General features: G+C 72.3%; 15 protein-coding genes. 3 read left to right on the top strand and 12 right to left on the bottom strand.

Annotated elements, in window-relative coordinates; genetic code table 11:
* Positions 1-8 precede the first annotated feature (8 nt).
* The 10 genes from ABD143_RS14385 to ABD143_RS14430 all read right to left on the bottom strand — a co-directional run bounded on the left by ABD143_RS14385 (position 9) and on the right by ABD143_RS14430 (position 10,180).
* On the bottom strand, positions 9-1,400 hold the full coding sequence (locus ABD143_RS14385; RefSeq protein ID WP_343977017.1) for an amidase: 1,392 nt from the start codon (positions 1,398-1,400) through the stop codon (positions 9-11).
* A gap of 5 nt (positions 1,401-1,405) precedes the next feature.
* Positions 1,406-1,588 carry a hypothetical protein gene (locus tag ABD143_RS14390; protein ID WP_343977020.1) on the bottom strand — a complete coding sequence of 61 codons (183 nt, stop codon included), beginning with the start codon at positions 1,586-1,588 and terminating at the stop codon, positions 1,406-1,408.
* Positions 1,589-1,599: 11 nt separating this feature from the next.
* On the bottom strand, positions 1,600-3,048 hold the full coding sequence (locus ABD143_RS14395; RefSeq protein WP_343977022.1) for an amidase: 1,449 nt from the start codon (positions 3,046-3,048) through the stop codon (positions 1,600-1,602).
* The gene (locus ABD143_RS14400) at positions 3,045-3,230 is read right to left on the bottom strand and encodes a hypothetical protein (RefSeq protein WP_343977025.1); all 186 of its coding nucleotides are present in this window, start codon (positions 3,228-3,230) and stop codon (positions 3,045-3,047) included. Before ABD143_RS14400 ends, ABD143_RS14395 begins: the two co-directional genes overlap by 4 nt.
* Positions 3,231-3,259: 29 nt before the next feature.
* A complete protein-coding gene (locus ABD143_RS14405; protein WP_343977028.1) occupies positions 3,260-4,063 on the bottom strand; it encodes an ATP-binding cassette domain-containing protein in 804 nt (267 codons plus the stop codon).
* Positions 4,050-5,108, bottom strand: coding sequence for an ABC transporter ATP-binding protein (locus ABD143_RS14410; RefSeq protein WP_343977031.1), 1,059 nt, complete (start codon positions 5,106-5,108; stop codon positions 4,050-4,052). Before ABD143_RS14410 ends, ABD143_RS14405 begins: the two co-directional genes overlap by 14 nt.
* Positions 5,105-6,022, bottom strand: coding sequence for an ABC transporter permease (locus ABD143_RS14415; RefSeq protein ID WP_343977034.1), 918 nt, complete (start codon positions 6,020-6,022; stop codon positions 5,105-5,107). The genes ABD143_RS14410 and ABD143_RS14415 overlap by 4 nt, the downstream gene beginning before the upstream one ends.
* Positions 6,023-6,026: 4 nt before the next feature.
* Complete coding sequence (locus tag ABD143_RS14420; protein WP_343977037.1) at positions 6,027-6,980, bottom strand: ABC transporter permease; 954 nt, start codon at positions 6,978-6,980, stop codon at positions 6,027-6,029.
* The gene (locus tag ABD143_RS14425) at positions 6,977-8,563 is read right to left on the bottom strand and encodes an ABC transporter substrate-binding protein (RefSeq protein ID WP_343977040.1); all 1,587 of its coding nucleotides are present in this window, start codon (positions 8,561-8,563) and stop codon (positions 6,977-6,979) included. The genes ABD143_RS14420 and ABD143_RS14425 overlap by 4 nt, the downstream gene beginning before the upstream one ends.
* Before the next feature lie 495 nt (positions 8,564-9,058).
* The gene (locus ABD143_RS14430) at positions 9,059-10,180 is read right to left on the bottom strand and encodes a substrate-binding domain-containing protein (RefSeq protein WP_343977043.1); all 1,122 of its coding nucleotides are present in this window, start codon (positions 10,178-10,180) and stop codon (positions 9,059-9,061) included.
* A 130-nt stretch (positions 10,181-10,310) separates the two neighbouring features.
* Between ABD143_RS14430 and ABD143_RS14435 the strand changes: the two genes are divergently transcribed.
* Together ABD143_RS14435 and ABD143_RS14440 are read left to right on the top strand one after the other, a co-directional pair.
* Positions 10,311-10,802 (top strand): MarR family winged helix-turn-helix transcriptional regulator, encoded by a 492-nt coding sequence (locus tag ABD143_RS14435; protein WP_343977046.1) that lies wholly within the window; start codon positions 10,311-10,313, stop codon positions 10,800-10,802.
* Positions 10,803-11,110: 308 nt separating this feature from the next.
* Positions 11,111-11,935 (top strand): N-acyl homoserine lactonase family protein, encoded by an 825-nt coding sequence (locus ABD143_RS14440; RefSeq protein ID WP_343977049.1) that lies wholly within the window; start codon positions 11,111-11,113, stop codon positions 11,933-11,935.
* 37 nt (positions 11,936-11,972) lie between these two features.
* Here ABD143_RS14440 and ABD143_RS14445 read toward each other — a convergent pair whose 3' ends face one another.
* The gene (locus tag ABD143_RS14445; RefSeq protein WP_343977052.1) at positions 11,973-13,253 is read right to left on the bottom strand and encodes an amidohydrolase family protein; all 1,281 of its coding nucleotides are present in this window, start codon (positions 13,251-13,253) and stop codon (positions 11,973-11,975) included.
* Entirely contained in the window at positions 13,247-14,701 is a 1,455-nt protein-coding gene (locus ABD143_RS14450; protein ID WP_343977055.1) for an amidase, read from the bottom strand. The genes ABD143_RS14445 and ABD143_RS14450 overlap by 7 nt, the downstream gene beginning before the upstream one ends.
* Positions 14,702-14,812: 111 nt before the next feature.
* Between ABD143_RS14450 and ABD143_RS14455 the strand changes: the two genes are divergently transcribed.
* Positions 14,813-15,244, top strand: a complete 432-nt coding sequence (locus ABD143_RS14455; protein ID WP_343977059.1) for an STAS domain-containing protein — start codon at positions 14,813-14,815, stop codon at positions 15,242-15,244.
* The last annotated feature ends 4 nt before the right edge of the window (positions 15,245-15,248 follow it).

Consider the following 15,248-nt stretch of genomic DNA (forward strand, 5'->3'; position numbering starts at 1 on the left):
GAGCAGCGCTACAGGGCAGGCCTTCGGTCGAGCCACGTGGTGGCCGACTCGTACACCTGCCCCACGGCGAGCAGCGTCGTCTCCGCGAAGGGCTTGCCCACGATCTGCATGCCGATCGGCAGCCCGCCCTCGGTGAACCCACACGGCACCGACAGCGACGGCAGGCCCGTGACGTTCGCCGGGGCGGAGAACCGCACGTAGGCGTCGGTGGCGGCCTCCGTGGTCCCGTCCGGCCAGTGCAGCGTCAGGTCGTCGGCGCTCACCGCCGGCGCGGCGAGGGTCGGCGCGACGAGCACGTCGATGCCCTCGAACAACTCCCGCCACGCGTGCTGCAGCAGGGTCCGCGCGCGCAGGGCCTTGATGTAGTCGGTGGCGAGCACGAACTCACCGACCTCCAGGAACAGCCGCACGTCGGCCGTGTAGAGGTCGCCCTTCTCCCGCAGCATCTCCTGGTGATACGCACTCGCCTCGGGCAGCATCAGGCCCCACTCGGTGGGCAGGATGTACTCGGGCAGCGGGATCGCCACCTCGCGGACCTCGGCGCCCAGGCCGACCAGCACGCCGACCGCGGCCGCGACCGCCGCCGCCACCTCGGGGTCCACCCGCTCGGTGAAGAAGTTGGTCGGCACCCCGATGGTCAGCCCCGCCACGCCCGCCAACAGCCCGGCGGCGAAGTCCGGCACGGGCACGTCGACGCAGGCCGGGTCGGACCGGTCGTAGCCGGCGATCGCGTTCATCACCAGCGCGGTGTCGCGCACCGTGCGGGTGAGCGGGCCGACGTGGTCCAGTGACCAGGACAGCGACGCCACCCCACGCCGGGACACCCGCCCGTAGGTGGGTTTGAGCCCGACGGTGCCGCAGACCGAAGCGGGGATCCGGATCGACCCTCCGGTGTCGCTGCCCATCCCGACCATGCACTCCCCCGCCGCCACCGCCGCGCCGGAGCCGCCGCTGGACCCGCCGGGGATCTTCTCCAGGTCCCACGGGTTGCGCGTGGTCGGGGTGACGGCGCCGAACGCGAACTCGTGCGTGTGGGTCTTGCCGACCATCACCGTGCCGGCGGCGGTCAGCTTCTCGACGACCGCGCAGTCCTGCTCGGGCACGTAGTCGGCGCGGACCGCGGAGCTGGACGTCGTGGGGATCCCGGCGGTCTCGTAGAGGTCCTTGATCCCCACGGGGATACCGTGCAGCGGACCGCGGTAGGCCCCCGCGGCGATCTCCGCCTCGGCAGCGGCGGCCGCCGCGCGGGCGACGTCCGCGGTGACGGTTGCAAACGCGGTGATCTTGCCCTCCACCGCGTCGATGCGCGACAGCACCGACTCGGTCAGCTCGACCGGGGAGAGCTCCTTCGCGCGGATCATCGCGGCGGCGTCCGCGATCGTCAGTTCGTAGGCGTCCACGGTGCTCACTCCCAGCGGGCGTCGAAGGCGGTGGCGGGCGGGGTCTCCCCCAGGGGGAGCGAGTCCAGCACGTCGATCACCTCGTAGGCCGACGTCAGCGAACCGAGCACCACCTCGGCCCGGTCCTCGGGGATCTCCAGCCGCGCGGTCAGCGCCGCCACGTCCAGCGGGGGGAAGGATCGAGCCACGAGGTCTCCCATCAGTTCTCACCCAGCGGGGGTCGCCGGGTGTGCCAGTCGGTGCGGCGCTGGTAGGCGTGCCCGGCCACCAGCAGCGTCGCCTCGTCGAACGGCCTGCCCATCAGCTGCAGGCTCAGCGGCAGGCCCGCGGCCGAGAACCCGCACGGGACGGCCAGTGCGGGCAGCCCGGCGGCGTTCGCCGGGGCGGTCAGCGGGTTGAGCGCCGCCATCACCGGCACGTCGGCCCCGCCGAGCTGCGCCGTCTTCGCGCCGAACGCGGGCGCGGTGACCGGCAGGGTGGGCGTCGCGATGACGTCCACGCCGGACAGGCCGGACAGGACGGACCGGAACCCGTCCACGACGAGCCGGCGGGCCCGCTGGGCGTTGACGTAGGACGTCCCGCTGATCAGCTCGCCTGCCAGCAGCCGCATCCGGGTGTCCGCGGTGTAGGCCTCGGGGACGGTCCGGATGTGCTCCTGGTGGATGGCTGCGGCCTCCACCCCGACGATCGTCGACACGAGGTCGGCGGTCAGCTCCACGTGCGGCACCGTGACGTCGACGAGCACCGCACCGGCCTCCACGAGCACCGCGAGCGCGGCGTGCACGGCGTCGGCGACCTCGGGGTCCACCGCGTCGAAGAAGAAGTTCGTGGGCACCCCGACCCGCAGGCCCTCGATCCCCGCGCCGAGGCCCGTCAGGTAGTCCGGCACCGGTTCGTCGATCGAGCACCGGTCGCCGGGGTCGTGGCCCGCGATGGCCTGGAGCAGCACCGCCGCGTCGGCAACCGTGCGGGTGATCGGCCCGGCGTGGTCGAGCGACCAGGACAGCTCCGCCACGCCTCGCTTGCTCACCCGTCCGAACGTCGGCTTGAGCCCGACCAGCCCGCACAGCCCCGCGGGGATGCGGATGCTGCCGCCGGTGTCGCTGCCCATCGCCGCGAGGCAGAGCTGGGCGGCAACGGCCGACGCGGACCCGCCGCTGGACCCGCCGGGGATGGTCTCGCGGTCCCACGGGTTGCGGGCAGGCGCAGAGACGACACCGTAGGCGAACTCGTGGGTCACGGTCTTGCCCGTGATCACCGCGCCGGCGGCGCGCAGCTTGCGGGTGACGGTCGAGTCGGTGTCGGCGACGTGACCCGCGCGGACCGCCGACCCCGCCAGCGTCGGGGTGCCGGCCACGTCGTAGAGGTCCTTCAGCCCCACCGGGATCCCCTGCAGCGGCCCCAGCGACTCGCCCCGCGCGATCGCGTCCTGCACCGACCGCGCCTTCGCGAGCGCGGACTCGGTGAACACGTCGACGTAGGAGTCGAGCAGCGGGTCCAGGCGCTCGATGCGTGCGAGCACATGCTCGGTGAGCTCCACCGGCGACAGCGCCCCGGCGCCGATCGCCTCGATCGCCTCGGTGACGGTCGGCAGGCCGGCGGCGAGCACCGACGCTTCCTGCAGGCGGGTCTCCTGCAGAGCGGTCACGCCCGCCACCTGGGGTCGAAGGCGATCATCGGCTCGATGCCGTCGATCGGCAGGGTCCGGTACAGCTTGGACGCGTCCGGCTCCCGGGAGACCGACAGCGCCTCGCGGGCCTGCTGCTCGTCGACGTCGAGCCCGGCCGCGGCGAGCCGCCGCACGGCCTGTTGCACGTCGGGGTCAGTCACTTCTTGGATCTCCGTTCGTCGGGGGACGGTCAGGCCTGCGGCGCCGTCGGCTCCAGCACGGCCTCGAGCAGCTGGCGGGTGATGTCGGACCGGGGCGCGCCGAAGAGCTCGTCGACGGCGCCGCTCTCCACGACGTGGCCCTGGTGCATCACCGCGGCGTGGTCGCACATGTGCTGGATGACGGCCAGGTTGTGGCTGATCAGGATCAGGGTGAGGCCGCGCTCCTCCTGCAGGTCGCAGAGCAGGTTGAGGATCTGGCCCTGCACGGACACGTCGAGCGCGGACGTCGGTTCGTCCAGGACCACGAAGTCCGGCTGCACCGCGAGTGCCCGGGCGATCCCGAGCCGCTGGCGCTGCCCGCCGGAGAACTCGTGCGGATAGCGTTGGGCCTGGTCTCCCTGCAGCCCGACGTGCTCCAGCAGCTCCACGACCCTGCCCCGGATCTCCTTCTCGGGGTGGAGCCGGAACTTCCGCATCGGGAAGGCGACCTGCTCGCCGACCGGCAGCCGGGGGTTGAACGCCGAGCCGGAGTCCTGGAACACGATCTGCATCCGCTGCCGCAGCTCGCGCAGCCGCGGTCCGGAAAGCCCCAGCACCTCGTACCCGTCGAACTCGACGTAGCCGCTCGTCGCCTCGAGCAGGCGCAGCAGCATCCGGCCGACCGTGGTCTTGCCCGAGCCGGACTCACCGATCAGCCCGAACGTCTCGCCCCGCTCGACCTGGAAGCTCGCGCCCTCCACGGCCACGAACTCCGTGCCGCGGCCCAACAGGGAGGGCGTGCGGTACACCTTGCGCAGGTCCCGCACATCCAGGATCACGTCACGCGCTGACACGGCCGGCCTCCTCGCTCGCCACCCGCTCGTGGCACAGCACGGCGTGGCCGTTGCCGAACTCGACCCGTGGCGGCTCCTCCGTCGAGCAGTGCGGCGCCGCCTCGGGGCAGCGCGGGGCGAACGCGCATCCCTCGGCGTCCGCCGCGCGCACTGGCGGGGCGCCCATGATCTGGTACAGCCGGTCGGACTTGCGCCGCACGCCACTGCGGACCCGTGGCACCGCGCGCATCAGCCCGAGCGTGTAGGGGTGCTCCGGCCGCTCCAGGACCGTGCGGACGTCGCCCGCCTCGACGATGCGCCCCGCGTACATCACGGCGACCGTGCGGCACATCCGCGCCACGACGCCGAAGTCGTGCGTCACCATCAGGATCGCGGTGCCCAGCTCGCGGTTGACGTCGAGCAGCAGGTCGATGATCTGCTTCTGCACGGTGGCGTCGAGAGCGGTCGTCGGCTCGTCGGCGATGAGGAGGTCGGGACCGCAGGCCAGCGCCAGCGCGATCATCACGCGCTGCCGCTGCCCGCCCGACAGCTGGTGCGGGTAGCTCGACAGCCGCCGCCCCGCCTCCGGGATGCGCACGAGCTCCAGTGCCTCCAGCGCCTTGGCGCGCGCCTCCCGCCTGCCCAGGCGCTGGTGCAACTGGATGATCTCCACGAGCTGGTCGCCGACCCGGAAGAACGGGTCCAGCGCCGTCATCGCGTTCTGGAAGACCATGCTGATGCGCCGCCCACGGATGGCGCGCATCTCCTTGTCGGACTTCGTCAGCAGGTCCTCGCCGTCGAACAGCACCCGGTCGCCCGCGATCGTGGAGTTGCGCGGGTCGAGCAGCCGGAGGATGGACAGCCCCGTCACGCTCTTGCCGGACCCGGACTCGCCGACCATCCCGAGGATCCCGCCGCGCTCGATGGTGAAGTCGACGCCGTCCACGGCCTTTACCACGCCGTGCTCGGTCGAGAAGTGGGTGCGCAGTCCTTCGACCTGCAGCAGTGGTTGCTCTGCCCGTGGTGGCTGGGTCACGCTGCCGTCCTCCCCCGTCCGGGAACTCATGCGGTCTGCTTGTGCGGGTCGAGGGCGTCGCGGATGCCGTCGCCGAGCAGGTTGAACGCCAGCGCGACGACCAGGATCACCAGGCCGGGCACGGTGGCCACGTGTGCGTAGCCCTCGAGCAGCACCTGCCGCCCGTCCGAGGTCATGACGCCCCAGTCGGGCGCCGGGGGCGTGATGCCGACGCCGAGGAAGCTCAGGCCCGCCGCCAGCACGATCACCAGGCCTGCGAGCGTGGTGCCGTAGACGACCAGCGGGGACAGCACGTTCGGCAGCAACTGCTTGCGCAGGATCTCCAGGTGACCGGCCCCGGCCGCCCGCGCCGCCTCGACGTACTCCTTGGCCGATTCCTGGACGGTCGCGGTGTAGACCACCCTCGACATGTAGGGCACCAGCGTGACGCCGACCGCCACCATGGTGTTCACCAGCCCGGCCCCGAGCACGGCGGCCAGCGCGATGGCGAACAGCACGATCGGGAAGGCGAACACGATGTCCAGCAGCCGCATGACGGAGTCGCCCCAGCGCCCGCCGAGGTAGCCGCCGACCATCCCGATCACCAACGAGACCAGGCCCGCGCAGAGCACGGGGACGACGGCGACGGACAGCGAGTACCGCCCGCCCCAGATGAGCCGGGACAGGATGTCGCGCCCCTGACCGTCCAGCCCGAGCAGGTGCCCCTCGCTGAACGGCGGCAGCAGCCGCAGCTGTGGGTCGCCCGCCAGCGGGTCGTACGGGCTGATCCACGGAGCCAGAACCGCGGCGAGAGTGACGAGAACGAGGACGACGAGTGCCCCGACCGCGACCCTGTCCCGCCGCAGCGCGCGCATCGCCAGTTTGAACTGGGAGCGGCGCTGCCAGGTGGTCGCCAGGACGGGCGGGCCCGCCGTCCCGGTCGCGGTGATGGTGTCCGAGCTCACGCCTCTACGCCGCCTTCCGGGTGCGCGGGTCGAGCAGCGCGACCGCGATATCGGTGATCAGGTTGACCAGGACGAAGACCAGTGCGATGAACAGCACGCCGGACTGGATCATGGGCATGTCGCCCGCGGTGATCGACGTGTAGAGCTGGCCCCCGAGCCCGGGCCAGTTGAAGACGACCTCGACGAAGATGATCCCGCCGAGCAGGTAGCCGATCTGCAGCCCGACGATGTTGACCACCGGCGGCATCACGCCCCGCAGCGCGTGCCGCCAGATCACCAGGCGCTCCGGGACGCCGCTGGCCCGCAGCATCCGCACGTGGTCGCCGTGCAGCGCCTCGACCATCGAGCCGCGCGCCATCCGGGCGATCACCGCTGTGGGCACCAGCGCCGCCGCGGTGGCCGGCAGCACCAGGTGGTACAGCACGTCGCCGAACCCACCCGGATCACGGGTGTCGTACATGCCCGAGGTCGGGAACCAGCCAAGCTGCAGGGCGAAGATGCTGATCACGACCAGCGCCGCCCAGTAGACGGGGACGCTGGCACCGGCGAGGGACAGGAACATCGAGCCGCGGTCGAACAACGAGTACTGCCGCGCCCCGGCGATGACGCCGAGCGGGATCCCGACCAGCAGGCAGATCAGCAGGCTGCCGACCGAGAGGATCACCGTGTTGAGCAGTTTCGGGAACAGGATCGCCGAGACCGGCTGGCTCAGGATCAGCGACTGCCCCAGCTCCCCGTGCAGCACACCCGACAGGTAGCTCAGGTACTGCACGGGAAGCGAGCGGTCCAGGCCGAGCTCGTGGCGGACCTCCTCGACGTGCTCGGCCGTGGCGCTCATCCCCAGCATCGTCCGGACCGGATCACCGGGGACGAGCTGCATGAGGAGGAACACCAGCACCGAGACGCCGAGCAGGATCAGCACCGTCCAGGCCAGGCGCCGGAGCACGAACCCGATCACGACGACAGCCAGACCCGGTTGAGGTCGTACCACTCCTCGCTGGGCGACACGAACCCCTGGACGTTCCGGCTCAGCACGTACGGGGCCTTGTCGTTCACGATCGGAGCGATCGCCGCGTCATCGGTGACGATCCGGTTCGCCTGCTTCCAGAGCTCGACCGCCTGGTCCTCGGACGTCGCGCTGATCGCCTCGCCCATCACCCGGTCCAGCTCGGGGTTGGAGTACCCGCCGACGTTCGGGCCGTTCGGGGCGCGCAGGCTCGACGACGTCGCGATGTAGAGCCAGTACGGCGTGGTCATGCCCCAGGACTGCTGTGCCCAGCCGACGCCTGGCGACGTGCCCTGCGCCCACTTGGTGAGGTAGGAGATCCATTCCGTGGTATCGAGCTTGATCTTGATGCCGACCTTCGCCAGGTCCTGCTGGATGTACTCCGCCATCGGGACGGGGATGATCTGCCCTGAGCCGTCGACCGAGGTCATCATCGTGGTCTCGAACCCGTCGGGGTAGCCGGCCTCGGCCAGCAGCTGCTTGGCCTTGTCCGGGTCGTACCCGTACGCGGCGGTGTTCTCGACGTACGCGGCGTTGGCCGGGGCCTGTACGTCGTAGGCCGGCTTGACCGTGTCGCGCAGCAGCGTGGTGGCGAGACCCTGCCGGTCGATCGCGAGGTTGATCGCCTGACGCACGAGCTTGTTGCTCGTGATGGGGTCGTTCATGTTGAACGACAGGTACCAGACGTGCGGCGGGGCGCCGTCCGAGATCTGGAAGCCGGAGTCCGCGAGGCCCTGCACGCTGTCCGGCGGCGGCACCGCGATCATGTCCACCTCGTTGGCCCGCAGCGCGGCCACCCGGGCGGAGGGGTCGGGGAGGGGCCGGAACACGACCTTGTCCAGGTAGGGCTTCTCGCCCCAGTAGGCGTCGTTGCGCTCCAGCGTGATCCGCTGCCCCCGAACGCGATCGGCGAACTTGAAGGGCCCGGTGCCGACCGGGTGCTCGGCCACGTTGTCGTTGCCGTAGGTCCGGACCGCGGTGGGGCTGATGATGGCGCTCGACCCGCTGCCGCCCTGGGGCAGCAGCCGCAGGAACGGCTCGAAGGGCTGCGACATCGTCAGCTGGACGGTCATCGGGTCCGGGGTGGTGACGGAAGCCAGCTTCTGCCAGACGAACGTCGTCTGACCGGCGGCCTTGGCGTCGTAGAACTCGAAGCTCTTGTCCCACATCCGCCGGATGTTGAACTCGACCGCGGCGGCGTCGAACGGGGTGCCGTCGTGGAACGTGACGTTCGGCCGGAGGTGGAAGGTGTAGACCGTCCCGTCCGGGGAGATCTCCCAGGACGTGGCAAGGCCCGGCCGGAGCGGCGGGACCGCCGCCTCCGACGACGGCTTGGACAGGTCCTCGTCGACCAGCGGCTCGAAGATCTGCCGGTTCACCCGCCACGACACCCAGCCGCCTGCCCGCTGCGGGTCGAGGACGTCGACCTCCGACTCGATCCCGATCGCGAGCGTGCCGCCGCTCTTGGGTGCGCCGACCGCGCCCGACGCCGCATTTCCGGGCCCGCCACATCCCGCGAGCACGGACAACGCCACAACGGCGACCAGAGCCCGGACCCGGGAACGCCGGAACACCGTGGGCCGTCTGGAACTCCTGCCCGACATCTCCACCCTCGACCGCCGTTCCTCCGTACCGACCACTGATTGGCCGGTACCCTAAGGACGCGATGTTGCGGATGGTGCACCACAAGGACGATTTCTGTTACATCTGCGGAGATCATGTTACGCAGGTGTTGCCGATGCTCGGCTGACCTGCGACTTTCTGGTGAACGTAACTTTCCCGTCCAAGACCTTCCTCCACGATCGGCCGCCCGGGTCGTTTCCCCGATCTGGCCCGCTAAGCCGGAGAACGAATTCCCGGAGCCGCCCGAAACCACCGGACGGAGCCGCTCACCACTGGCGAAGGGCCAATCCCGTGGTATCCCGGATGGTCACCGCATTCGCATTCCGAGGCCAACCGGAAAGGGCGCCGACGGGGACCGCGAATGCGATCCAGCCAGCGCTCCCGGCCACTCGGCGCCTCCGGTCGGCTCAGCGCTCCGGTTCGGCCAGCTCCGCCACCACGGAGAACTCCATCGCGTCGGCCTCGGCCAGGTAGACGCGCTGTGCGGCGTGGCGGTCGCGCAACTGCCGCCGTCCACGCGCGCCCGCATAGGAGACGGTGTCCGCGACGGCGCTGATGGCCTGGACGTCGAGGGACCGTGCCTGATCGAGCAGCGCGTGCAGCAGGCGGACGCCCTCGTAGCAGGACTGGCCCAGGTTGCCGACGTGCGGCGCGTCGACGCCGAACCGGCGGGCGTAGCGGGCGGCGAAGTCGAGGCGTTCGGGTGTGGTCAGCGACTCGAAGTACCCAGCGGCCGCGTACAGACCGACCGTCGCCTCCGGCCCGGCGGCCAGCAGCATGTTCTCGTCCATGAGGGTGGTGAGCCGCAGGCACCGGCGGTGCAGCTCGCGCCTGGCGAACGCCTGGTGGAACTGCACCGCGTCCTGCCCCACGAGCAGCACGAGCACGGCGTCGACGTCGGCCCGTTCCACGCGTTCGACCACGTCCGAGAACTCGATCGTGCCCTGGGGGACGTACATCTCCTCGTAAATCCGCCCGCCCGACTCCCGCGCGAAGTGCCGGGCCGCAGCCGCGGACTTCCTCGGCCAGACGTAGTCGTTGCCCACCACGCACCACCGCCGCACCCGGAACTCGTCGGCGAGCAGCCGCATACCCGGCCGCAGCTGGTTGCCCGGCGTCTCGCCGATCAGGAAAACGCCCGGGTTGCGCTCGCCGCCCTCGTAGATCGACGTGTAGACGTAGGGCACGCCGTGCGCGACCCGCGGCGCGAGCTCGTGCCGCACGGCGGAGGTGTGCGTGCCGATCACGGCGTCGACCACGCCGTGTGACACGAGCGCGCCGACCTCGTTCGCGACGACGTGTGGAGCGGCTCCACCGTCGACGGGCAGCAGCCGCAGCTCCCGGCCGAGGACGCCACCCGCCTCGTTGATCTCCTCGGCGGCCAGCTCGGCGCACAGCTCGCTGGAGGGGCCGATGAGGCCGAGCGGGCCCTGGTGGGGAACGACGAGCGCGACGGTGAGGGCCGAGTCGTCCCGCCCCCCGCGCAGATCACCGCCGAACCGTTCAGGGGCAACCGGCGACTGGAGCACGGGCATCTCCCACGGAGGCGTCTCGGATCCCCGCTGAGCGGGGAGCGGCGACGCTGCCGTACTGGGGCCGATCCCCCCCGAGATCGTCTACGGTGGGAAGCACCGTAGGCGCCGGGAGGACGGGCAGGCAATGTTTCCCCAGAACTCGTCCCGTGAATTCTCCCACCTGATCAGTCACGTGGAGCGGCGGGTCACCGAACGGCTGCGATCGGCCCTCGGGCCTGAGGGCTGCGACGTGGACCAGTGGCGGGTGCTGAACATCCTCTCGGAGGGTTCCGGGTACCCGATGACCGAGGTCGCCGACTGCGTCGGGGTGCGCCCGGCTGCGCTGACCCGCCTGGTAGACCGGCTGGTGGCCAACAACCTCGTGTACCGCAGGATCGATCCGGAGGACCGCAGGCGCGTGCGGCTCTTCCTCACTCCGCGGGGCAAGAGCGTCCACCGCCGCCTCACCGTACTCGTCGAGCGGAGCCAGGCCGAGCTGTTCACCTCGTCCGAGGAGGCCCAGCTCCTCCAGGACCTGCTGCGCCGACTCGACCACGCCCTGGACCGCGGCGCAGCGCTGCCGGGGCCGGCGGACGGCCCGGCCGACCCGCGCCTGCTGCCCACGGCCCGCCGCTGAGACGAGGAGTCGCACTGGGAGGGGCCTGAACAACTCCGCCCGTTGCGAGCGGCGTCCAGGTGGGTGCATCGCATCGGGTCACCTGACGCGAGAGGGCCGATACCGCCGCTGTGTATCGGCCCGATCGTCCAACGCCGCGAGGTGCCCGCCTGGGCGGCGCGCAGTAGGGCAGAGTTGTTCAGGGCGCTCCCTAGGTCGCGGCCCCGACGACGCTGCGCATCGCCCACCTGTCAGCCTGACACCTCATCCGGGGGTCGGGTGGCGGGTGCGCCGCCGACCCTTCCGCTGAGCAGCACGGGAGCGCCTTCATGTCACGACGTGGATCAGGGATCCGCGAGATCGTCCTGCTCACTCTCGGGTGGGAGGACCTGCCCCGGTCCGTCTCGATCGAGGGAGCGTCCCGCGAGGAGCGCATGCGCGAGCCCGTCCCGGGCATCCTGCTGCACGCCGACGGCGGCTGGCTGCTGCTCGACACGGGCTTCAACTCCGCACTCCTGCACGACACCGCGTTGCGGGCCCGGTTCCACGGCAACCCGATGCACCGGGCGATCCTCCCCGGCCCGGGCGAGCCTCTGGAGGAGGCGCTCGCCCACGCCGGGATCGAGATGTCGGACGTGCACGCCGTCGGGCTCAGCCACCTGCACCTGGACCATGCGGGCGGGCTGCGCCACTTCACCGGGGTTCCCGTGCACTGCCAGCGCCGCGAGCTCGAGTACGGCCTCACGCCCGAGGCCGAGCAGGACGGCATCTTCCGGATCGACTTCGACGACCCGGCCCACGACTGGCGGCTCGCCGACGGCGACGCCGAGATCGCCCCCGGCGTCACCGCGGTCTCGACGCCTGGGCACACGCCCGGCCACCAGAGCTTCGTCGTGGACCTCGACGAGAGCGTCGGGGGCGGCGGGTTCGTCTTCGCCTTCGACGCCGCCGACCTCACCGAGAACATCGAGCAGGAGGTCTCGGTCGGTGGCCGCGTCGACGCCACCCCGGAGGAGTGCATCGAGCAGGTGCGCAGGCTCAAGGCGATCGCGGCCGAACGCGGCTACCCGCTGGTGCCGGGGCACGACCCCGTCGTCTGGCCGGCGCTGACCGGGGAGCTGGCCGAGCGGTTCGGGCGCACGCCGGCCCGCTGACCGGGCTCCCGTCAGCGGCGCACGCCGTCCGGGGCTCCTAGGCCCGGCGGTTCAGCAGCGCCCTCAGGTCACCGGCCACCTCCCGCTCCGGACGGCCCACCAGCTCGCCGTCGCGCACCACCACCCGGCCCGCCACGACGACGTGGCGTGGCCGTCGTCCCGGCGCGGCCCACAGCAGCCCCGCCAAGGGGTCAGCCACGCCGGCGTCCGCGACGCCGGTGACGTCCCAGCAGGCTAGGTCGGCGGCACAGCCGGGGAGCAGCCGCCCAAGCTCGGGGCGGCCCAGCCCGGCCGCCGAACCCGCGGTCGCCCAGCTCAGCACCTCGCGGGCGGAGACCGGTCGTCCGGCCAGCGGCGCCACCTGCAGCGCGAGCCGCGCGTCCGCGAGTAGGTGCCCGGCGTCGTTGCTGCCACCGCCGCTCGTGCCGAGACCGACGGCGACCCCCGCGTCGGCGAGGGCGGCCATCGGCGCAACACCCCAGCCCATCGGGAGGTCGCAGCCGGGGGCGTGCGTGGCGCTCACACCTGCCGCGGCCACCCGCTCGATCTCGGCCGCGGTCACCCCGCACAGGTGGGCGAGAGTGACGTCGGGGGCGAGCCAGCCCCACTCGTCCAGCAGGTCGAGCGGCCTGCGCCCGAAGCGCTCCGCCGCCACCTCGACGTCGACCTGCTCGTTCGACTGGGTCCGCCGCCGCAGCCCGTGCTTGGCGGCCACCTCGCCGAGCAGCGCGAACGTCTCCGGCGCGTCGCTGTGCACACCAGCCGGTCCCACGGCGACCTGCACCATCCCGGTCGGGTCGCCTGCGAGCATCCCGGCGATCGCGTCCGCCGAGGCGGCGGCGGTCTGCGGGTCGTCGCGCGCGCTCCCCCGCACGAACACCAGCCGGGCGCCCAGCTCCCCCGCCGCTGTGGCCACCGCCCGGGCGATCCCCGTTCCGTCGCCCGTGGCGGCGGGCCAGGTGAGGTGGTGGTCGGCCACCGTCGTCACGCCGCACAGCAGGGCCTCGGCCAGGCCGGCGGCCGCCGCCGCGTGCGCCACCTCGTCGTCGAGGCCGACGGCGTCGTAGGCGGCCGACATCCGCGGCAACCAGTCCCGCATCGGCACGCCCCGGGTGGCGGGCAGGGTGCGGAACGCGGTCTGCAGGAGGTGGTGGTGGGCGTTGACCAGGCCCGGTGTCACGACGCACCCGGACGCGTCGAGCACCTCCCCGCCGACCGGCGCCGCCGCGACCAGCCCGTCCGGGCCGACGGCGACCGAGCCGCCTGGCACCTCCGCGGACCCGGTCCAGACGAGGTCGGCGCCGCGGACGGTCAGCACGGGCGGTTCGCGTCGAGTAGCGCGGGACGGACCCGGCTCACCCACCGGGTCGCCTTCTCGTAGGCCCGGCCGAGGCGCAGGACGTCCAGGTCGGCGCCCGGCCTGCCGATCAGTTGCACACCGGTGGGGAGCCCGCGCGGGTCGAAGCCCGCCGGCATCCCGAGCACCGGCGTGCCGGCGAGCGACCACGGCGCGACGGTCTCCATCCAGCGGTGATAGGTGTCCATCGGCCGCCCGCCGACCTCCGCGGGCCACGGCGTGCCGACGTCGAACGGGAAGACCTGCGCGCTCGGGGCGAGCACGAAGTCGTAGCGGGTGAAGAAGCCTGCCAGCGCGTCGAGCCACCGCCGGCGGCCCTCGAGCGCGCGGGTGACGTCGAGCGCGGAGAGCCGCAGGCCACCTTCGATCTCGTAGACGATCTCCGGCTTGAGCAGCGCGCGCGTTGCCGGGTCGGCGTGCAGCGGCTCCAGCTCCAGCGCGTTCCACCAGCGCCAGACCAGCGCCGTCGACCAGAGCTCGTCGAAGTCCTGGTCGGGGAGCGCCTCCTCGACCACGCAGCCCAGCGACGCGAGCACCTCCGCGGCGGCCCGGCCCAGGTCCAGGACGCCGGGCTCGAAGGCGAGGCGGCCGGCGAGGTCGCCGACCCACGCCACCCGGGCACCGGCCACGTCGCCGTCAAGCGGGCCCGCGAACACGGCCGGGTCCTCCCCCCGGCCCAGCAGGTGGTCCGGGTCGGGGCCGGCGAGCACGGACAGCAGCGCGGCGACGTCGGTGACGCTGCGGCCCATCGGCCCGGCCTCGCCGAGTTGCGCGACGAACCCCGGCTTCGGCACCCGGCCCGTCGACGGGCGCATGCCCCACACGTTGCAGAACGCGGCCGGGTTGCGCAGCGAGCCCATGTAGTCGCTGCCGTCGGCCACGGGCAGCATCCGCAGCGCGAGCGCCGCCGCGGCCCCGCCGCTGCTGCCGCCGGGGGTGCGCGAGAGGTCGTACGGGTTGCGCGTCGCACCCGAGACCGGGTTGTAGGTCTGCGAGCCGAAACCCAGCTCAGGTGTGTTCGTCTTCCCCACGACGACGGCGCCTGCGTCCTTCATGCGACGCACGAACAGCTCGTCGACGGCGCCGATCCGGTCGCGGTGCACGAGTGAGCCTGCCGTCCAGGGCAGCCCGGCCACCTCGGCCAGGTCCTTCACCGCCACCGGGAGCCCGTGCAGCCACCCGGCCCGCTCGCCCCGCGCGAGCTGCGCGTCCCGCTCGGCGGCCTCGGCGAGCACCACGTCCGGGTCGCGCCGGGCGATGATCGCGTTGACCTGCGGGTTGAGCCGCTCGATCTGCTCGAGGTGCGCCGTCACGACCTCGACGCACGACACCTCGCGGCGCTCGACCAGGCCCGAAAGCTCCCGTGCGTCCCGCTCGACCAGATCGGATCCCGTTGCCGTCGACGTCATACCGGTCATCATCACCCGGCGGGGTGTGAGGCCGGCACCAGGTGGCCGCCTTCAGGGCGCGTGATCGGACAGGTCGGAGGACGGCGGAGCCGGGGACGATACGGTTCCGGGGTGAGCGACAGCGACCGCAGCGCCTGGGACGCCCCCGGAGCGCCAGCCGACGTCATGACGCTGACCACCGCCCGCGTGGGATCGGCGGCCGTGGTGACGGTGGCGGGAGAACTTGACCTGCAGACCGCCCGAGAGCTGATGGCGGTGGTGGACGACACCCTGAAGTGGCCGGACCTCAGCGGCGTCGTGGTCGACCTGACCGCCGTGAGCTTCCTCGGCTCCTCCGGCCTGGGCACCTTCGCCGAGCTGGCCACGCGCACCACCACACCGGCCGGGTCGGCACCCTACGACGAACCCGGGGCCCGGCCGGTGCCCCTGCGGGTGGTGGCGCCGGCGGACAACCGGGCGGTGATCCGGCCGTGGGAGACCATGAACCTGCAGCAGATCCTCCCGCTGCACCCCGACGTCGGGGGCGCGCTGGAGTCGCTCTAAGCGC

Origin of the sequence: Pseudonocardia aurantiaca (assembly GCF_039526725.1) — a bacterium.
Lineage (GTDB): Bacteria > Actinomycetota > Actinomycetes > Mycobacteriales > Pseudonocardiaceae > Pseudonocardia > Pseudonocardia aurantiaca.